This window comes from Kribbella sp. NPDC048928 (assembly GCF_043197975.1).
Lineage (GTDB): Bacteria > Actinomycetota > Actinomycetes > Propionibacteriales > Kribbellaceae > Kribbella.
Window position 1 is genome coordinate 455,092 of the sequence record NZ_JBICUC010000004.1, and the last position, 19,075, is coordinate 474,166.

Annotated in this window: 23 protein-coding genes; 17 read left to right on the forward strand and 6 right to left on the reverse strand. The window is 66.6% G+C overall.

The window, feature by feature from the left end:
* Window positions 1-62 precede the first annotated feature (62 nt).
* Window positions 63-692: a TetR family transcriptional regulator gene (locus ACGFI6_RS20115; protein ID WP_393120548.1), complete on the reverse strand. Its 630-nt coding sequence runs from the start codon at window positions 690-692 to the stop codon at window positions 63-65.
* Between the two features lie 47 nt (window positions 693-739).
* Here ACGFI6_RS20115 and ACGFI6_RS20120 point away from each other — a divergent pair, with 47 nt between their 5' ends.
* The gene (locus tag ACGFI6_RS20120) at window positions 740-1,180 is read left to right on the forward strand and encodes an ester cyclase (RefSeq protein WP_393120549.1); all 441 of its coding nucleotides are present in this window, start codon (window positions 740-742) and stop codon (window positions 1,178-1,180) included.
* On the opposite strand, the gene ACGFI6_RS20125 is transcribed toward ACGFI6_RS20120, so the two are convergent.
* A complete protein-coding gene (locus ACGFI6_RS20125) occupies window positions 1,181-1,951 on the reverse strand; it encodes a hypothetical protein (RefSeq protein WP_393120551.1) in 771 nt (256 codons plus the stop codon).
* 856 nt (window positions 1,952-2,807) lie between these two features.
* Here ACGFI6_RS20125 and ACGFI6_RS20130 point away from each other — a divergent pair.
* The gene (locus tag ACGFI6_RS20130; protein WP_393120553.1) at window positions 2,808-3,209 is read left to right on the forward strand and encodes a hypothetical protein; all 402 of its coding nucleotides are present in this window, start codon (window positions 2,808-2,810) and stop codon (window positions 3,207-3,209) included.
* An 83-nt stretch (window positions 3,210-3,292) separates the two neighbouring features.
* Here the strand turns inward: ACGFI6_RS20130 and ACGFI6_RS20135 are convergent, their stop codons facing one another.
* The 4 genes from ACGFI6_RS20135 to ACGFI6_RS20150 form a co-directional block, all read right to left on the reverse strand.
* A complete protein-coding gene (locus ACGFI6_RS20135; protein WP_393120555.1) occupies window positions 3,293-5,323 on the reverse strand; it encodes an ATP-binding protein in 2,031 nt (676 codons plus the stop codon).
* A 107-nt stretch (window positions 5,324-5,430) separates the two neighbouring features.
* Window positions 5,431-5,961 carry a flavoprotein gene (locus ACGFI6_RS20140; RefSeq protein WP_393120556.1) on the reverse strand — a complete coding sequence of 177 codons (531 nt, stop codon included), beginning with the start codon at window positions 5,959-5,961 and terminating at the stop codon, window positions 5,431-5,433.
* Window positions 5,958-7,151, reverse strand: coding sequence for a helix-turn-helix domain-containing protein (locus ACGFI6_RS20145; RefSeq protein WP_393121271.1), 1,194 nt, complete (start codon window positions 7,149-7,151; stop codon window positions 5,958-5,960). The genes ACGFI6_RS20140 and ACGFI6_RS20145 overlap by 4 nt, the downstream gene beginning before the upstream one ends.
* A gap of 138 nt (window positions 7,152-7,289) precedes the next feature.
* Window positions 7,290-7,526, reverse strand: coding sequence for a hypothetical protein (locus ACGFI6_RS20150; RefSeq protein WP_393120558.1), 237 nt, complete (start codon window positions 7,524-7,526; stop codon window positions 7,290-7,292).
* Window positions 7,527-7,636: 110 nt separating this feature from the next.
* On the opposite strand from ACGFI6_RS20150, the gene ACGFI6_RS20155 reads away from it, so the two are divergent.
* From ACGFI6_RS20155 to ACGFI6_RS20225, 15 genes are all read left to right on the forward strand, one after another.
* Window positions 7,637-7,843: a hypothetical protein gene (locus ACGFI6_RS20155; protein WP_393120560.1), complete on the forward strand. Its 207-nt coding sequence runs from the start codon at window positions 7,637-7,639 to the stop codon at window positions 7,841-7,843.
* A 98-nt stretch (window positions 7,844-7,941) separates the two neighbouring features.
* Window positions 7,942-8,190, forward strand: a complete 249-nt coding sequence (locus tag ACGFI6_RS20160) for a DUF6284 family protein (protein ID WP_393120562.1) — start codon at window positions 7,942-7,944, stop codon at window positions 8,188-8,190.
* Complete coding sequence (locus ACGFI6_RS20165) at window positions 8,187-8,411, forward strand: hypothetical protein (protein ID WP_393120563.1); 225 nt, start codon at window positions 8,187-8,189, stop codon at window positions 8,409-8,411. Before ACGFI6_RS20160 ends, ACGFI6_RS20165 begins: the two co-directional genes overlap by 4 nt.
* Entirely contained in the window at window positions 8,408-9,391 is a 984-nt protein-coding gene (locus ACGFI6_RS20170) for a hypothetical protein (RefSeq protein ID WP_393120565.1), read from the forward strand. Before ACGFI6_RS20165 ends, ACGFI6_RS20170 begins: the two co-directional genes overlap by 4 nt.
* Window positions 9,391-10,983: a DNA cytosine methyltransferase gene (locus tag ACGFI6_RS20175; RefSeq protein WP_393120567.1), complete on the forward strand. Its 1,593-nt coding sequence runs from the start codon at window positions 9,391-9,393 to the stop codon at window positions 10,981-10,983. Before ACGFI6_RS20170 ends, ACGFI6_RS20175 begins: the two co-directional genes overlap by 1 nt.
* Complete coding sequence (locus ACGFI6_RS20180) at window positions 10,980-11,204, forward strand: hypothetical protein (protein ID WP_393120569.1); 225 nt, start codon at window positions 10,980-10,982, stop codon at window positions 11,202-11,204. Before ACGFI6_RS20175 ends, ACGFI6_RS20180 begins: the two co-directional genes overlap by 4 nt.
* Window positions 11,201-13,522 carry a cell division protein FtsK gene (locus tag ACGFI6_RS20185; RefSeq protein ID WP_393120571.1) on the forward strand — a complete coding sequence of 774 codons (2,322 nt, stop codon included), beginning with the start codon at window positions 11,201-11,203 and terminating at the stop codon, window positions 13,520-13,522. Before ACGFI6_RS20180 ends, ACGFI6_RS20185 begins: the two co-directional genes overlap by 4 nt.
* 250 nt (window positions 13,523-13,772) lie before the next feature.
* A complete protein-coding gene (locus ACGFI6_RS20190; protein ID WP_393120573.1) occupies window positions 13,773-14,087 on the forward strand; it encodes a hypothetical protein in 315 nt (104 codons plus the stop codon).
* Window positions 14,088-14,114: 27 nt separating this feature from the next.
* The gene (locus ACGFI6_RS20195; RefSeq protein WP_393120575.1) at window positions 14,115-14,309 is read left to right on the forward strand and encodes a hypothetical protein; all 195 of its coding nucleotides are present in this window, start codon (window positions 14,115-14,117) and stop codon (window positions 14,307-14,309) included.
* The gene (locus tag ACGFI6_RS20200; protein WP_393120576.1) at window positions 14,297-14,662 is read left to right on the forward strand and encodes a hypothetical protein; all 366 of its coding nucleotides are present in this window, start codon (window positions 14,297-14,299) and stop codon (window positions 14,660-14,662) included. Before ACGFI6_RS20195 ends, ACGFI6_RS20200 begins: the two co-directional genes overlap by 13 nt.
* Window positions 14,659-14,958: a hypothetical protein gene (locus tag ACGFI6_RS20205; RefSeq protein ID WP_393120578.1), complete on the forward strand. Its 300-nt coding sequence runs from the start codon at window positions 14,659-14,661 to the stop codon at window positions 14,956-14,958. Before ACGFI6_RS20200 ends, ACGFI6_RS20205 begins: the two co-directional genes overlap by 4 nt.
* Window positions 14,959-15,152: 194 nt before the next feature.
* On the forward strand, window positions 15,153-15,629 hold the full coding sequence (locus ACGFI6_RS20210) for a DUF2742 domain-containing protein (protein WP_393120580.1): 477 nt from the start codon (window positions 15,153-15,155) through the stop codon (window positions 15,627-15,629).
* Window positions 15,626-17,296, forward strand: a complete 1,671-nt coding sequence (locus tag ACGFI6_RS20215; protein ID WP_393120581.1) for a YfjI family protein — start codon at window positions 15,626-15,628, stop codon at window positions 17,294-17,296. Before ACGFI6_RS20210 ends, ACGFI6_RS20215 begins: the two co-directional genes overlap by 4 nt.
* Before the next feature lie 66 nt (window positions 17,297-17,362).
* Entirely contained in the window at window positions 17,363-17,563 is a 201-nt protein-coding gene (locus ACGFI6_RS20220) for a helix-turn-helix transcriptional regulator (protein ID WP_393120582.1), read from the forward strand.
* 11 nt (window positions 17,564-17,574) lie between these two features.
* Window positions 17,575-19,005, forward strand: coding sequence for a tyrosine-type recombinase/integrase (locus ACGFI6_RS20225; protein WP_393120584.1), 1,431 nt, complete (start codon window positions 17,575-17,577; stop codon window positions 19,003-19,005).
* Window positions 19,006-19,075 lie beyond the last annotated feature (70 nt).

Sequence of the window (19,075 nt, forward strand, 5' to 3'; positions counted from 1 at the left end):
AAATCCCCACCGATCAAGCATCTCGCGATGTCAATATTTGACAAGCGGTTTTCAGTTGGCCCTCAGCCGGCGACGGCCGTCTCCAGTTGGCGGGCGAGCCAGCGCTCGTACTGCTGCGGGGACCAGCCGCGGCGCCGGACGAGCCGGTCGTAGATCTCGGGCGCGGTGAGCGTCCAGACCGCGTCGACGACCGACGGCTCCTTGCCCACCGGGAGGCCTTGCAGGCCGGCGAGGTTGCCGCGGCCCCGCTCCTCCTCGATCGTCGCGACGAACTGCTCGAGCGCACGATCGCCGCCAGGACCTTCGGCCAGAATCATCCCGAGCAACGGCCCGACCCGATCCCAGATGGCGCACACCCAGGCCGCGTACGCCACCGCATACGAACTCGCGTCCGCCGCCTTGGTGACCGCGCGGAACGCCGGCCGCTCACTCATCGGCGTCGGATCCTCGTCCCCGGCCAGCATCACGTCATAGACCGCCTTGACGACCTCGGCCTTGCCGCCGATCGAGTTGTAGACCGTCTGCGGACTGACCGCGGCACGCTTCGCGAGCAGCGGCACGGTCATCGCGGCGTACCCCTCACCGAGCAGCAGTTCGCGCGCGGCAGCCACGATCCGCGCCCGGGTCTCGCGCGCCTGCTCCTCCCGCTTCACCGTGCTGTACGACCTCTTCCCGCCCTGCCCGGATTCCATTAGACTCCCATTCCATTGGAATGCACTTCCATTGAAAGGGTAGTCGAATGGACAACACGATCAGCACGTCCCCCGCCCTGGACCGGGCCCTGGCCGTGTTCGCGGCCATCAACGACGGGGACTTCTCCTGCCTCGAGGACGCCGTCACACCCGACTTCGTCGATCACGGTTCACCCGTTCCGCTCCCACCGGGGCCGGCGGGCTACCGCCAGATCCTCACCCTGGTCCACAACCTGCTCGGTATCCGCTACACCGTCTTGGACGCTTTTGGTTGCGAAGACCGGGTTGTGATCCGGGCCATCGCCCGCGGCGTCGGCGTCGACGCGGTCCACGGCGCGGGGTCCGCGGGAAAGACGTACGAGATGCAAACCGTCCACATCTACCGCGTCACACCAGACCATCACCTGGCCGAGCACTGGGGCGTCCGCGACGAGCTGGCCGCGCGCATCCAGCTCGGCACAGTAGCTCCGCCCGACCTGGCGAGCTGATCACTCGCCGAAGAGTTGCGGGGCGGACCGGGGGGAGGCGACGTGGCGGAAGTAGACCTGGTCCGCGAAGGTGGCCGGCACCTTGCCGAGCCCCTGAATGACCGTCGCAGTGCCGTTGGCGTGACCAACGGCGTACAGGTAGCCGGACTTCGTGTCCTTGTCGATGCCGAGCAGCAGCGTGCCGTACTGGCCGCACTTCTCGGCGATCAACGCGTCGAACCCCTGCCAGGTGGACGTACGGAGCTTCTTCACCACCGGCTTCATCGTCGAGGTCAGCGGGAGCCGGATCGTGTAGAGGGCGCCGCCGCGCGTGGTGGCCAGGAAGGTGTCGTACGTCGCGGTCTGGCTGATCAGCGTCATCGTCTTCACCGCCGCGAAGCCGCCCGCGGACCGTGGGTTGGTCCAGCCGAACCCGCCCTTGTCGTCCCACCGGGTGAGCGTGCCGTCCGGCCGCAGCGCGTAGTGGTTGACCAGGGCGAACGCATTCGTGTCGTGCGGGTAACTCGTCTCGAGGAAGCTGACGTCACCCCAGCCGCCGCCGATCCGGTCGTTGAGAGCCTGCGACCGATCGACCTCGCCGTTCTCCTTGACGATGTAGTAACTGTTGTAGAGCCCAGCCCCCATCACCACATGGCCGTAGTACATCCGCCCAGGACTGGGCAGGACGGTGTCGTTCCCCACCACCGTGCTCAGCCGAGGCTGCCCGTCCGGATAGATGTCGGTGTGCCCCCGCTTCTGCTGCACCCCCACCGGCGACCCAGCCGTAATCACCCGATCGGTATGGTCCCCACCCGCCGTAACCGACCCAACCTCCACCGAACAAGCCGCCGCAACCCCGGCCGTCCCCGCTGCCCCCGCTGCCCCCGCTACCCCCGCAGCCCCGGTAGCCCCGGTAGCCGCCGCCGTCCCTGCCGCTCCGGTGCCGGCAGCCACCGCCTGCCCCGGCCCCCCGGCCAACACTCCCGCCACCAATGCGGCAGCAACCACCAAGCGCCCCGCCACACCCAGCCTTCTCGCCATGCCGCACACTCCCAAGCCCCGGCCGGACACCACCCTGACAACCCCACTGCCTACAGTGATACCCGCCGGCCTCGAAAAGTTGCCCCCCCCCCACACACAGACCTGGCAACTCGAGGCTTGGGGAGGATCTTCTGCCCGATTCGGGACAGGATCCTCCCCAGGTGCTTGGCTGCGCCGCACGTTCCCGGCGCAGGGCCGTCCCAAACTTCCTCACGTACTCCGCACAGACAGCCGTGGTGGCTCGGACTTGCCCGGACGTGGCCGGACAGACGAAGACAGCCCCTGACCTGCGTTTCCGCAGTTCAGGGGCTGGTTTGCAGCCTGGTGGCGGGTGCAGGGTTCGAACCTGCGTAGGCATACGCCGACAGATTTACAGCCCACCCCACAACCCGGGCGCTGACCAGGCAAAACATTGTCCTCCTGAGAGGTAGGGGCACGAACAGGGCAGGACGCTCTATCGGTCCGCCTCCCAGTTCAGCCGACGAACGCGCACACACGCCACGCCGACCCGGGTCCGGCAGGTGCGAAGGGCAGCGCGGCAAGAATGTGCGCAGCCCTTGGAAAGCAGACGTCGGAGGAGCATTGCATGCCAGCTTGGCTACAGCTCGTGAGCACTCTTGGTGCGGCGCTGATCGGCGGGATCATCGCGCCATACGTGACGAAGAGCCGCGAACGTCGGGAGGCTCGAGCCGAGGTCTTGAACGCGATTCTGGAGCTTGAACAGCGGCGCTGGGGCGAGATTGGTTACGACCAATTCCAGCGGGCGGCTTTTGCACTTCAGGCGACTGCGGTGATTGCACGCGTACCTCGCTGGGCAGTTGTGGCGTACCTCGACGTTGCGAAGGCTGCGAGGGACACGAGTCGCGAGTTTGACAGCGACGACGGTCCGACGTGGGTCATCGACAGCTCCGAGGAGGCCAAGGTCCAGCGGGAACTCAATAGGCTCACCCGTGTGATCTGGCATCCGGTGCTTGGGCGCCTGTACGGGCGCCGGCGGGGCCGGGGGTGAGCCGGACGTGGGACCACGGAGCCCTCGCCAGGTCTCCCCATGAGCCCGACTGGCGGCCACTCGCAGGGCACCTCTCGCGTTCTCTAGGTACTCGAACCGGGATCAGCTTCGGTGACCACTGACGCGGTCGTCGCCACAGCGGCGACCGCGTCGTTGTCCAGATCCGGGGCGTCAATCTCCATCGCGACCTTCGGCAGGAACCTGCCGTGAGCCCGTCGCAGATACTCAAGTCCTCGATCGTTGGTGGTGCTGTACTCGAGCGCAGTTCTGACGAAGCTCATGCGGTGGCGGGCGTCCTGGATGATCTTTCCCCACGTCACCGCCCGCACGACAAACTTTCCGTCAGGACTAATCGTCACAATCCCCGGCTCGCGATTCGCCTGGTTCGCCTGCATAGCTACTGCATCCGTTATCGCGTCGCCCACTATCCAGAAGTCCCACCGTGTATCCGTTCCAGCAAATCGTGGATCTGCCTTCACCGTCGTGGCGTAATTGAGAATCTGCTGGAGCTCATCCGAACCTATGTGAACCGTTGGTCGCTTCAGCTCGATGACGATGTTCTCTCTCTCGTTATGCGCGTGCTCAATCACCCGGCTGAGCATCATATCCACCACAACCCTGCGACCATCGGCGTCGAGGACCTCGTGATCCAGGTCGGCTGGCTCAAGATCCTCCCGCCCCAGCAATCGGGTGTGAGCCTTTAGCGCGGTGCGCAGCGTGACATCGTCAGCAGTGAGCGCGTATTCCTCTCGAAACACCCACGTTTCATTAGCCAGCATCCGATGCAGCTGACTTCGCTCTAAGACATGCTTCTTCAATTCTCGATCAAACACCATTTGCTCCAGGCCCTGAAGGAAGTCCAACCTGTCGGTCACCTTCCGCGCCGCTGCGATTATCGCGCTCAGCGATGTACTCTCGATCAGCAAGCGGAGCTCATCCAGCCTATCTGGCGGCAGGTTGAGAACCTCCTGGAGAACTTGGTGGATCGTCCCTGGACTCTTCTCAATCGCCTCGCGAAGAAGCCTCAAAGAAAGCTTCCGGGACCTAAGATCGGAGCCTTCAACGACCGGCGCGGCTGCTACCGCAACGATGTTGAAGAGATCCCGCTCGGACCTCTCGACACTTGATGCCGGTTCGTCTTGATACGGGTAGGTCAGATCGTCTTTCCACGCAGAGATAAGCTCACTGCCGCGTTCTGCGGAACGCTCTTTGAAGTACTCACGAAGAACGGCCTTGCCTGCAGAAATAACTCTTGCAAACCCTTCATCGCTCATCTCTTCAAGAACCAGTTGACTCAGGGAATCCCTGAAACCATTCCAGCGAAGGTAGGCGGTGAACTCAAACCCAGGGGCTTGGATCCCAGGCGCCATTTCATGCAACGCAATACCGGATTCATCACAGAGAATTAGGGCGCGCTTCATTGGCTTGAGCCACTCGATAATGTCGATCTCTACACCGGGAATATCATCAACAGCAACAGGTAACGTTGCGCGTTGAGACTGCAGATCAGCCGGATTAACACGCTGCCCACGCCATCGAATATTGATCTGATACTTCTCGATAACGAAGGCGAATATCGCAGCCAACTGCTCAGCGACGTCATCGCGAACAAAAAGCCCCTGAGCGTCCTCAGTCAGGTTGGTGCACTCAACCTCCGTCCCGGTCGGCCGACCGGAGGCGTCCACTGGATCCGAGACATCGAACTCACGAAGGCTTGATCGACGCCCGGTTACCGCGATCTCCTGGCGAGCACCTGTGACGTCGTCCGCGACACTCGTCCACCTGACAGTCGCACCGATCGCGAACGCTGAAAACCGGCCCTGCCCAGTGCGCCCGTGAAGCTGCCGTCCGGTCTCACTGAGAGCCGTCGTCTTCTTCCACGACCCGCCGAGTTGCCCGAAGTCCGCATCAACTCTCTGAAGGTTCATGCCCAGACCGTTGTCTCGGACGTGTAGAACCTCCACTCCACCGAGCAGGTTCTCCTCGACTGTGCACTCAATCTCTGTGGCGTCCGCATCCAGTGCGTTCCAGATCAGTTCCGAGAGCCCAGCGATTGGCCGCCTGACAAGCCTCTCTAGGTGGTCCTGATCGACGGCAACTGTCAGCCGCCCCATTTGCTAGCGCTCCCCATGCTCACAATCCCCCCTCCGCCCTGGTCCACCCCGGACCATGGGCACCCTCGATGCATCTTCTTACGATCGGACGAATCCGCGCTAGTCCCCTAATCCAACTGACGGAGCACCCACTCCCAACGAAAGCGTCGGGCTACCTCGTCACCGGTTCCCGAGGTCAGGGGCTCAAGCCACGCGGTTGAGCCGTCGCGCGGGTTCACAACGGTCACGCCGGCGTACCGAAGCACGGCGATTGAGGCGAGCCAAGCGGGGTGACCCGCAAGGTCATGCTTCGCGAACGGAACGGCCGCGATCGGCGTGTGTGAGCCGAGAGCCGCGCACAGGATCGTCAACGGATACGTGTTCGCGTTGCCGTTCGCCCAGGCGTTCAGCGTGTTGAAGGTCGTGGGAACAACCGCCACAGCATCAGCCGGTGGAGTGCGCTTGGGTTCACCAGGTGCACGATTGCCTGTAATCACCGAGGTGTCAGCCAAATCTTGCCCTTCGAGCCACGGGCGTGCAGCATCCGTCGGGATGACATAGGGATTCCAGCCACGATCGCGGGCAGCTCGGACGCCGTCCTTGACTCGTGAGGCGAGCGGAGCTCCGCACGTGACGATGTACAGGGTTCGATCGGTCACGCGAGGACTCCTGCGCGGGTTGCGATGGCGGTCAGGGCTGGGGTGGGTTTGCGGGAGCGTTTGAGGAGTTCGCGGACCAGCTCACGGGCGATGGTGTGGTAGCGGATCGACTCGGGGGCGACGCGTTCGGCCTGCTGTAGATGGAACACCGCTTCCATGTCGTTCTTGGCTTGGGTTTGCGCCCAAGCGAGATCGAGATGCAGGCGAGATCGACGGCCCTGGAGACCCGCCGGCATGGCCTCGGTGTCGACCTCGGTCGCTACCCGCAGCACACCGGCCGGATCTCCGAACTCGGCGGCAACTGATGCGCGGTGGATCAGAACGTTCGTCGGGCCGAAGGCGGTCCACCAATGGTTGCCGTCGTGCGCCAGGAGGTCGGCCAGCCGCGCAGCTTCGGCCAGCCGTTCAGTGGAACTTGCGCGATCGGAACGGCGTGCCGCGATCACGGACGAGATGAGCCAGAGCGAACCGGCCAGCGAGGCGGCGTCCGGGGCATCCGAGCCGGCAAGCGCCATGAGCCCTTCGGCGGATCGTACGGCGACGCGTTCGGCGTCGTCGGTTCGCTGGCTGCGCAGCAGTGCGATGACCACCTGATACGCGGCCATTCCCTGCGCAGGCTTCGATTCGGCCGCGAGAGCTGCGTGGGTTGCGCGGTCGGCTGCCAGCCAGCCGAGCTGGTGTTCACCAACCTTGGTCAGGAGCTTTGCGGCCGCAGCGTAGACCGAGCAACGGGCTAGGTGCGTCTCGCGGCCGTCGCGGCCCTGATAGCCGTCATACGCGTCGGCGGCCTGGACAAGATCCGGCAGCATCGCTGTCGCCTGCCGGTATTTCGCCGCCTGATACGCCTTGTTGACCAACACCGAACCGTTCCGAAGCTGCGGAAGGGGCCAGGGTTTCGTAGGCTCGCCGAGCAGGTGGTGATAGCTCGCAAGCTGGCTCCGTACGGCGTCAACTGCCGTCACCTGCTCTGGAGCGTCCGGCGCGAGAACCCAGTCACGGCCGATCAGGTCGGCCACGTCGATGCGCAGGACCGCGGCCAGGTCGTTCAACGTGGACAGTCGATCGACACCACGAATGCCGCGCTCGACCTGAGACAGCCACGAACGCGACATTCCGATGAGGCCGGCCAGGGCGTCTTGCGACATGCCGCGTCGCTTGCGGTAGGCCCCGATGCGCTCACCTACGTGCATCTGCACTTCCCCTCGTTGTTGGTCCCTCTAGTGAACCGCCTTCGAGCACAACTAATGCGCACAAAAGTGCGCAGCTTCCAGAGTGCACTTCAATCGCTCGTTTCGCCCCGACGCTGGAGCCATGAACGAGCCGACCACTCAGGAACTGACCCGCTTCGGGCCAGGCGACGCCGGTGGGATGCCCTCAGCACGTGCCGTACGGCGGATGTACGCCGCCGTGAATGGCGACAAGCGCTCGACCTCCGTCGGTGGCACGCCGCCCTTCAAAGCAGCGAGCACGGCCGCCATCAGCTCTTGCCGAGCCTCGTCGTGGGCGGACTCGGTTCGTCGATATCGGCGGGTTGCCGCTGACAGATCTTCCCTCAAGTCACTCACCGCATCAGTGTACCGCACCCCACTTGCGCAACTCCGGATCAATCGATACCGTGGTGCGCACCTTAGGTTCGCTTCATCGAACCTTCCGCTTACCGATCGGAGACAGCGAAATGGCAAAGCTGACGCAGCGACAGAAGGCCGACGAAAGGCGCGACCGGGCTGAGGCCCGCAAGGTCAACAAGGCCTTGCTAGCCGGGCATCTGCGGTCCGAGTCCAAGGGCCGAGAGCCCACGACCTCGCCGAACATGCGCGCATTGGTCAAGCGGCTGGAAGACCTCGATGACCGCATCGTTCGCCGTCGTACCGGCCGGCTCTGACTCCACCGCTAGAGGTTCCACGAGTGACGCCCCGGCGGTTGCACCCGCCGAGGCGTCCGGGTCGCACCAATCCATTTGCGTAGAGGAGCACAACCCTGATGACCATCATCCACCTTTCCCCGGTCGCTGGCGATGAGCCGACGGCGGCCGATCTGGCTGCGATCGAGGCCGAGTGGCCGCTGATCGAGGCTGATCTGGACCTGTTGAACGCGCAGATCGCGGTGCTCAACGCGGGTCCGCAGGCATCGGCACTGGACACCCGCCGGGTACGACGGGCCGAGCGTCGGGTCCTGGACGCGACCCGCGTGCTCGCTAACCGCGATCCCGAGACGGAGGACGCCGCATGACCGCGCAGCTTGTCGAGACAGCCGGGCCGGATCTCGTGCGGGTCGATCTGGGCTGGTGGAAGTGCGCTGGCTACGACCTGGTGCAGGTCGTGTCACCGCGTACGACGCTGGGAACGGCTTGGATCGTCTGGCACGGCGACCACGTCCTGTACACCACCGACACCCTGCCGCACGCCGGCGGCTGGGTCGCCGACCACCTCATCGGAGGTGAGACGCGATGACCACGACGGAGATGGTTGCGGCTGGCAACGGCAAGCCGACTGGTGTGGACAAGCTGCGGGCGTCGGCGGCTGAGGCGTCGCAGGTGCGGGCGTTGTCGACGCACCCGGACGTGGTAGCGCTGCGGGTGGAGTCGGTGCGGACGCAGGTTGACCGGTGCATGTGGGTTGGGATCGTGCTCGGGTTGGCGTTCACGATGGTCAACGTTCAGGCGTTCGCCGCGCAGGGCGCCGGGTTCGGTTCGCTGCCGTGGGTGGCCGCGTGGCTGCTGGACCCGATGGTTTCGCTGGTGCTGATTGCGGTGCTTCGGGCCGAGCAGATCACTGCCCGGTACCAGGTCGGCGATCACACGCGGTGGATCGGGCGCACGAAGCGGTTCGCGTTCGCGGCGACGTACGCGATGAACACGTGGGCGTCGTTCGGTCACGGCGATGTGGCCGGCGTGGTGCTGCATTCGGTTCCCCCGGTGCTGGTGTTCTGCGCTGCTGAGACCGCGCCGGTTCTACGGGACAGGCTCACCGAGGCCGTGTTGCGGGCCGAGCGTGCGGCGGTTCTTGCGGACCCGCAGAAGGCCGCTGAACGGCTCGATGCCCCGGAACTGGCACCGCCGTCCCCGGAGGCGCTGGAACCCGCTCAAATCGCCGTACAGCCGGGCGAGCCAGCCGAGGCCGGTGAGGTCTCGTCTCGGCAGCATGTGGCACGGAAGGCGGCATCGAAGCCGCGCAAGAAGGCGCCGGCCAAGAGTGGCCGGAAGCTGCTAGCCGACTACGTGGCCGACGCCCTCGCAGCCGTTGAGCCGGGAACGACCGCGGACGACATCACTCCGGCTTGGGCACGCCACACCACCGGATGTTCTGCCGGGCTGTCCTCGAAGGTCGCCTCCGGTGTGCAGCTGGTGCTGATCGGCAGCGAGCGAGAAGCCGCGAGCGCTAACGGCGGCGATGACGAGACGACGGACGCGTTCGAGAGGAAGGCTGCCTGATGTTGACGATGACGGATCTGTTCTGTGGCGCGGGTGGTTCGAGCACGGGCGCGACTGCGGTGCCTGGGGTCACGGTGCGGCTGGCGGCGAATCACTGGCAGCTCGCGGTGGAGACGCACAACAGCAACCACCCGGCGACCGATCACGACTGTGCGGACCTGTCGCAGGTTGATCCGCGCAAGTACCCGCGCACGGACATTTTGTGGGCGTCGCCTGAGTGCACGAACCATTCGCAGGCCAAGGGCCGCAAGCGCAACGTGGACGCGACGCCGGACCTGTTCGGGGAGACGCTGCCGGACGAGGCTGCGGAGCGATCGCGGGCAACGATGTGGGACGTGGTGCGGTTCGCCGAGCACCACCGCTACGCCGCGATCGTGGTCGAGAACGTCGTGGACGCGGCGAAGTGGGTGCTGTGGCCCGCGTGGCGCAACGCGCTGGCTGCGCTCGGGTACTGCTCGCACCCGGTCTACATGAACTCGATGCACGCCCAGGCCGGCGGGCTGCCGGCACCGCAGTCGCGGGACCGCCTGTACGTGGTCGCGCACCTGCACACGGCGCCGTGCCCGGACCTTGACCGGTGGACTCGTCCGGTCGCGTACTGCTCGCGGTGTGACCAGACGGTGCGAGCGATGCAGGCGTGGAAGAACACCGACCGCCAGTGGGGCCGCTACCGGGCTCAGTACGTGTGGCGCTGCCCGCACGTCGCCTGCCGCAACGAGATCGTGGAACCCGGCTGGCTTCCGGCCGCTGCCGCGATCGACTGGACGCTGACGGCAGAGCGGATCGGCGACCGTGCCCGGCCGCTCGCAGACAAGACCATGCAGCGCATCCGCGCCGGACTGACCCGCTACGCCCGTCCGGAGCTGCTGGTCCCGGTCGAGGGCCGCGACGGCAAGACCGCCGCGTCGGCGTGGGACGCGCTGCGCACCATGACGACCCGCAACGAGACCGGGCTCCTGGTCCCGGCGGGCGGCACCTGGAACGAGACCGCGACCCACACCGGGCAGGTGATGAGGACCCGGACGACAACCGAGTCTGAGGCGCTGGTGGTGCCGCTGCGCAACAACAACACCACCAAGGCCGCGTCGGCCGAACCGTTCGACACGTTCGCGGCGAACGGCAACCACCACGCGCTGCTGATGCCGTACTACGGCAACGCCACCATGCGACAGGCGAACTTGCCGCACGGGACGTTCACGACTCGCGACCGGTACGCGCTGGTGATGCGCAACAACAGCTCACGTGGCGACGGTGCGGAGATGTGCACGCCTGCCGGTGAGCCGCTGCGCACGCTCACCACCGCCGGGCATCAGTCGGTCCTCGAGTACGCCGTTCCGGTGACGGTGCCTGCGGTTGAGGACTGCTTGTTCCGGATGCTGGAGCCTCACGAGGTTGCCGCCGGCATGGCGTTCACGAGCGGCTACGTCGTGCTGGGCAACAAGCGCGAGAAGGTCCGCCAGCTCGGCAACGCCGTCACCCCGCCCGCTGCCCGTGACCTGATCTCGGCTGTCGCCGAAGCGCTCGGTCACGAGATCCCCGACCACAGCGTGACCAGCACGCTCGGCGAGCTCGGTTCGGGGGTCGCGGCATGACGGTCAAGGTCCGGCTGTCCGGCGAACCCGCGCAGATCGCCGCCGTTGTCGAGCTGCTGCGCGAGAGGTACGAGACCGCGGGCGGTGACCGCGCCTACCCGAACCGTGGAGCGTTCGGCGTCCGCGTCTACCTCGAAGTCCGTCCCACCACCCTACCGGCCACTGCACCGGCCAGTGCACCGACTCAGACCAGCACCGGCGACTCCGGGAGGCAGTCATGAACACCAACCACGACAACGTGCACCACCTTCACGACAGCACTCGGGACCGCGTTCAGGACGAGGTTCAGGAGGACGTTCACGACACCGAATCCGGCATCGTTCATGAAACCGCCGAGCGGATCGACCCGACCGAGGTTCACGGGCAGATTCAGGACGCCGTTCACGGTGACGGTGAGGTGATCGATGCCGAGGTGATCGAGGGCGAGGTGCTGACCGAGGAGGAGTCGGCGGAGCTGGATCGGCGGTTGGAGTCGCGGGGGGCGCTGGTGGTGCGGCGTGCGATGGCGCCGGCGCGGGTGGCGAAGTCGGCGGCGGTCGCGGTCAAGTCCCACGAGCCGACGGTGAAGGTTGGCAAGGCGACGTTGCGGCACACCTGGACGGTGGTCCAGGGCGCGGAGTCGTTCGCGAAGCGGGCGTGGGACGCGTCCACGATGGGTGTCTACCGGCGCCAGATCAAGGCCGCTGAGGCGGTCGGTGACCGGGAGGCGTTGAAGGAGTGGGCCGACCGCAAGGAGATGGCCACCGAACGCCGCCACCGCCGGTTGATGGACCTTCCCCGGCTGTTCATCGGCCTGGTCAAGGTGCTCGCCGCGACGCTCATCGGTATCCCGCTGGCCGTGTTCGTGATCGCGGTGCTCACCAAGCTCACGGGCAACGGGTCGTTCACGGGCGTGTGGTTGGGGTTCTTCGGCGTGATCGGTTTCGTGATCGCCGCCGTGACGTTCGTGTGGGGCCTGTTCGTGATGGCGCTGCCGGTACTGCTCGTGCTGGCCCTATACCGCGAGGGCAAGCGCCGTGCGGAGCCGCCGAACTGGCTGGTCACCACCGGCGACGACACCTACGAGGCGACGGTGGATGAATCCACGATCGCACGGGCCCTGGACGCGCTGCGGATCGGGAACATCACCCGCTACCTGAAGGAGGGCTACAAGCTCCAGTTCATCACGCCGGCGCGGCAGTTGGGGCGCGGTACCCACGCTGTGGTGCGGCTGCCTGCCGGTGTGCCTGCTGCCGAGATCGGCAAGCGCCGCACCGACCTGGCGACCGGTCTTCACCGGGCCGCGTCGGAGGTGTGGCCGACCGTGGGCGACGAGGCCGGAATCCTTGACCTGTGGGTCGCCGACAAGGGCGCGCTCGCCGAAGGTGCCGGGCCGTACCCGCTCCTCGAAGGCGGTCTGGTGGACGTGTTCAAGGGCATCCCGGCCGGCCGCACGCTGCGCGGCGACCAGATCTACATGCCGATCACCGGCCGGAACACGATCGTCGGTGGCGCACCCGAGCAGGGCAAGTCGAGCGCCGCCCGAATCGCGATGATGGGTGTCGCGCTGGACCCGACCGCCGAGCTGCGGATCTGGGTGCCGGACATGAACTTCGACTTCGAGCGGTTCCGGCCACGCTGTTCCCGCTACGTCCGTGGCGCCGACGACGATTCGATACGGCAGATTCGCGACGACCTCAAGGAACTGTTCGAGGAGATGCAGTCGCGTGGCGACCTGCTCGACCGCTACGAGATCCCCGAGGTTGACCGCAAGATCGCCGACAAGAACGTCGGTCTGCACGTCATCGTGGCGCTGCTTGAGGAAGCGCACGTGGCCTACAACCACGCCGAGTACGGCAAGGAGATCAGCTACTACGCGACCCAGATCGTTCAGCTCGGACGCAAGCGCGGCATCCATCTGATCACCTCGACCCAGGCGCCCACCGCAACCTCGATTCCGCGTGACATCACCCGCAACTCCACCAACGGCATCGCGTTCTACGTCGCCGACCACACCGCCAACGACGCCCTGTTGGGCCAGGGCGCCTACAAGCAAGGCATCCGCGCCACCGACCTGATCGCCGGTAAGGACCGGGGAACCGCCGTCACACGGGGATTCACCGCCTCGCGGTCGGAGATCGTGCAGTGGTACTTCCTGTCCGTTGCCAAGGACAACGACCAGATCACGCCGCTGATCGATCGGGCATTGGCCGCGATCAAGAAGCGCAACATGCCCGCGCCGACCGACAACGACCGGCCCGCGATCGAGACCCGCGACCTGCTCGCCGACCTGGACGAAGTCCTCGAAACCGATCTGGTCGCGATCGCCGACGTGCCCGCGCTGCTGAAGCGGCTCGCGCCGACCTGGACGCCGTACCAGACCCTGACCGGCAAGGCGCTGCGGGAGATCCTCGCCGCCGACTACGGCATCAAGGTCCCCTCGACCGGGAACCGCTACCCCCTCGACCCGACTACCATCCGTAACGCGATCGTGCTCCGGGAGCGGGACGCCGGCGCGACCGACGACAGCGCGCCCGGCGCCGATCCGATCGCCAGTTAGCCCCGAGATCCGGGCCGGAACCCGCGCTGAGCGGCCCTGGCCCGCGGATTTCCGACCCCGGTTAACTCGGCTCACTCGGTAACTAACCGCAGGTCAAGGCCACAATCGGCCGAGCTCACCCGCCGAGTGAAGAACCTAACCCGATCACCGGCAGCTAACCCCGGGCCCAGATCCCGGCAGACGACCCGCCACACGGTCGCCGCCTCCACCAGACACACCGACATCCGACTACAGAAGGTGACTGACTGTGGTGCCCGCGAACCATCTCCTGTGGCTGTTCGCCGCGACCGAGCTGCCCGCCAGCATCGTGATCGAACACCAGCCGCTCACTCACACCCAACGCGTCGCCGTCTGGATCGGTACCGGCGTCGCCGCCGTCGCGCTCTACCTGCTCGGCTGCCTCATCTTCCCGTTCGCCAACTGCACCAAGTGCGCAGGCTCGGGCAAGTCCCGCGCCCCGCACGGCAAGGCGTTCCGCGACTGCGGTCGCTGCAAAGGCACCGGCCGGCGGACCCGGATCGGACGCCGACTCATCGACCACAACCGCGACCGCCGCAACCGCTGACCCACCATCCGAGGAGACCGAACCGTCATGACCCGCAAACCCCGCAAGACCAGCACCCGCCACCCCGACACCACGGACGAGGCGCCGACCCCCGAGCAGGAGTACCGGGCCGCACTCGCCGACTTCACCCAGTACTCCACCGAGAACGAAACCGCCGAAGCACTCGCCGCCCGCGACCGACTCGACACCGCCGAACGGCGCCGCCGCTGGTGGCACTTCTGATGGCGGGCCAGCCCGGCGGGTTCGACCCGTTCCGGCCGCCGATGATCGGCGCCCAGATCTGGGCAGAAGCCATGATCGCCGCCGAGTGGCGCTGCGAGTGCACGGGCCAGTGCGGACGACCCCACACCAAGACCGCAGGCCGATGCGGCGTCGTCCACGGCATCGCACACCGCCTCGCGGTCGTCGCCGCCGACCCGCTCGCCACCCTGACCGCCGCCGTCACCGCCACCGATCGGCTCGCGCTGTGCGCGACCTGCGAGACCGGCGCACGACGCACCGCCATCGCCGCCCGGGTTACCACCGAGCCCACCCAAGCCGACCTGTTCGACACCACTGGAAACGAGGCCGCATGACCATCCACATCAACATCCCGCCCACCATGCTCGTGCCCGACCACTACGCACCGGTCGCCGCCGAGTGGGACGCCCAAGTCCAGCGTGAACGCCGCAACCTGGAAACCGCACTCGGCTACTCCGTCTCCTGCCTGGACGACAGCCTGCGCGCACTGCTCAACCTCATCGACTTCGAGGACCCGCAGTTCACCCGCACCGACGCCGGCCGCGACGCGCAACAGCACCTCCGTAACTCGGGATCGTCGCTGCGCGACGCGATCCGGTGCATCACCGCCCCCTCCGTCTACCCCGACTGACGAGCCCGGACAGAACGGACAAAACCCCGGGTCGGGAGGCCCCGACCTCCGGGACAGAACGGACAAAAGCGCCAAAACCCCCAGTTCTGTCCGTTTTGTCCGTTCTGTCCAGCCTTCTCGCCTCTGAACCACCCGCGCCATCGATCGACCCCGGACCCACCCACGCGACCCCGAGCTGAGGAAGGACCGAGCTGATGAAGCTCCCCCGCTGGACACCCGTCGACCCCGCCACCATCACTGCGCGCAGGGCCTGGGCGAAAGCGATGGTTGCCCACATCACCCACCGGACCGCCGACCCCGCCTACGGCTCCCCGCGCTGGGCAGCGCTGGCCGACGACGACCCCCGCAAGCTGGCCGCCGCCGTCATCGCCGCCGAGTGCTGGGCAACCGACACCGACGATCTCCCCGACCGAGTACGCCGCGACCTCGCCGACCTCCACCAGGTCGACGAACACCACTGGGCCGAACGGTTCGACCACGCCCGGAAGATCGCACAGGCCGCCGCCAGCCCGGCCGCGTTCACACTGCGCGCCCACTACGCCCACACCCAAGCCGAACGGATCGCCGACGCCCGTCGACACCGCCCCGGCGACTATCCCGGACAGCACCTCAACCGATCCCGCCACATCAACCAGCACACGGACGCCGTACAGGACGGAGAGGCCGCATGAGCGCCGCGCAAGTCCCCGACTGGCTACCGCCTCTGCCGCCGATCACCGAGCCGCCAGACGACGACCCATGGGCCACCGAACCCGCCGTACCCGCAGCTCCGATTCAGCTCCGCACACCGACAGAAACTCAGATCACACCTAGGCATCCCGATCGGACGGCCGGTCCGGGCACACCGGCGGACCAGAGCGGGACACCTTGGGACGGCGACCCGGTACCGCTGAAGACCGACCGGCTCGTGCGCCCGTTCCCGGTGGCTGTGTTCCCTGAGTGGCTGTCCGAGCAGGTGACCGCGGTCGCCGAGGCGACACAGACTCCGGTCGACCTCGCAGCGTCGGTCGCGCTGGCCTGCCTGTCCACGGCCGCCGGCGGGAAGGTGCTGGTGCGTGTCGACCGATCGTGGGTCGAACAGGTCAACCTCTACGCCGTCACCGCGCTACCACCGGGGTCGCGCAAGTCGCCCGTCTTCCGGGCGATGACCGCGCCCCTCTCGGCGGCCGAGGAAGCCCTACGCGACCGGGCAGGCGAACGGCGCGTGGAAGCCGAGCTGGCGTCACGGGTCGCGTGGGCCAGAGCCGAACAGCTCGCCAAGAAGGCCGAGACCGCACAGGCCGAACCCCAAACCGCGCTCGCTGACGCCACCGCAGCCGCCAAAGAAGCTGCCGAGATCGGCGTACCCGAACTGCCCCGGCTCATGACCGACGACGTCACCCCCGAATCCTGCATCTCCCTGCTCGCCACCCACGGCGGCCGGATCGCCGTCCTGTCCGCCGAAGGTGACGTGTTCGCCACCCTCACCGGCACCCGCTACTCCGCCGCACCCAACCTCGGCGTGTTCCTGAAGGGCCACGCCGGCGACAAGCTCCAAGTCGACCGCAAGGGACGCGCCTCCGAGACCGTCGACCGCCCGGCCCTGACCCTGGGCGTCACCACCCAGCCCGGCACCCTCGCCGGACTCGCCGCACAACCCGGCTTCCGCGACCGAGGCGTTCTCGCCCGCATCCTCTACAGCCTGCCCGTCAACACCGTCGGGCAACGCGACAACCAAGCCGAGCCCGTACCCGAAGACACCGAGACCACCTACACCGATGCCCTGACCACGCTCGTCCTGCTCCTGGCCGACCACGACACCCACCACGAGATCAGGCTAACCGACGAAGCACGTCAGGTCCTCCTCGAGTTCCAAGACTGGATCGAACCGCGACTCGACCCGCGCACCGGGCAGCTCGCCCTCATCACCGACTGGGCATCCAAGCTCGCCGGCGCCGTCGTACGCCTCGCAGGACTCCTCCACGTCGCCCACACCTTCACCACCGGCTACGCCACCCCCATCACCGCCGACACCATCCGCGCCGCCGAACAAATCGGCCGCTACTACCTCGACCACGCCCTCGCCGTCTACGACCTCATGGGCCGCTCCGACCCCGACCTGGACGACGCCCGCGCCCTACTCGACTGGATTCGGAAACAAGGCCACGACACCTTCAGCCGACGCGACGCACTGCGAGGAAACCGCAGCCGATTCCCCACCGCCAAAGACCTCACCCCTGCCCTTGAACTCCTCACCGACCACGGCCACATCCGCCCCAGGTCCACACCCATCAACAGCAACGGAGGACGCCGTACCGACGCCTACGAAGTCCACCCCGCAGCACACGACAACCACTGAACGCTCTCAGGTTCTGTCCGTTCTGTCCGTTCTGTCCCAGCGCTCCGGCCCCAAGGAGATACCCGCATGAGCACGGCAACCCGCACCCGGCACTCGCACTTGACCATCGCCGACCTGTGCGCCGAACTCGGCGTCGCCCGCTCGACCTTCTACGACTGGCGAGCGGCACGGAAGGCTCCCCGCTGCATCAAACTCCCGAACGGCGAGATCCGCATTCGCCGTGCCGACCTCGAAGACTGGCTGACCACCCTGGAGGACGCCGCGTGAGCAACCCCCGAATGGAACTCTCCTACGACGTTCGCCTCTACAAGACCGAAGTTGTCGTAGGCAAGCGATCGACCAGCTACAAGGTTCGTTGGTCTGTCGCGAAGCGGTCGAAGAAGGCGGCATTCGGCGGTTCCAAGCTCGCCGAGTCGTTTCGATCCAAGCTCGTGACGGCAGCCCGCGAAGGCGTTCCATTCGATACGAAGTCCGGGCTACCAGCGCCCATGGCCAAGGCGCTGTACAGCCGATCGTGGTTCGATCACGCATGTCAGTACGTCGACACGAAATGGCCGCGCATCTCGCCAGGACACCGGCGCGGGATCTCCGAGACGCTCACGCTCGCCACACTGGCATTGCTCGGTCGCGGGAATGGGAGGCCGACCGATGAGGAGATTCGGAGGGCTCTGCACAACTGGGCTTTCAGCAAGGCGGCACGCACCGGGCAACCGGCTGCAGACGCTGTGCCACCAAAGGAATACGAGACAGCGATTGCGTGGCTGAAGCGCAACACTGTCGACCTGTCCGACGTTGAACAAAGCGACATTCTGCGCGCAGCTCTCGACCGACTCGCGACGAAGCGGGACGGAAAGGCGGCAGCGGCCAAGACGATCACCAGGCGCCGAGCCACATTGCACGGCGCGTTGCAGTACGCGGTCGAGCTCGACCTGATGCCAGCGAATCCGCTGGACAACCTTCAGTGGGACTCACCGCAAAGCAGCGACCGCCTCGACCCTCGGCTGTTGCCGAATCGTCAGACGGTCGCCCGAATGCTCGCTGCAATCGGAGAGTTCAACCCGCCACTAAAGGCGTATTTCGCCTGCCTGTACTACGCCGCGATGCGACCTGCAGAGGCGCGGCACCTCAACGCCGACAACCTGATCAGCCTGCCCGAAGAGGGCTGGGGTGAACTGCTGTTGGACGGCTCGACTCAGCAAACCGGGAAACGATGGACCGACGACGGAGAGGTTCGTGAGGAACGCACGCTCAAGCACCGCGCCGAAAACACAACGCGACGAGTACCCGCCCCGCCAGCACTCGTTCGGGCGCTGCGCAGCCATGTGGAGCGCTTTGGCCCCGGTCCTGAGGGCCACTTGTTCGTGACCCGCGCCGGCCGGTTTGGTCGGCCGCTCCCGGCGGCCTACTGCACGCCGGTTCATCCGAACACCGTCACCCGCACCTGGGCGAAGGCCCGTGCGAAGGTGCTGACAGCGGATCAGATCGCGAAGCGCCACGCAGCCCGGCCGTACGACCTCCGCCACGCAGGCATCACCTTCCAGCTGAACGCCGGCGTACCCGCCACGCAGGTAGCCGAGTGGGCGGGCAACTCGGTCAAGATGGTGATGGAGGTCTACGCCGGGTGCATCGACGGCCAGACGAGCACAGCCCTCAAGCGGCTGATGGACGCGACGGACGAGGACGAGGCCGGACCAACCTCGAAGAGCTAGGGCACGAATAGGGCAAGCAAGGCCGTTGCTCGCCGGTGCTGCCCGGACACCACCGGACACAACGAATCAG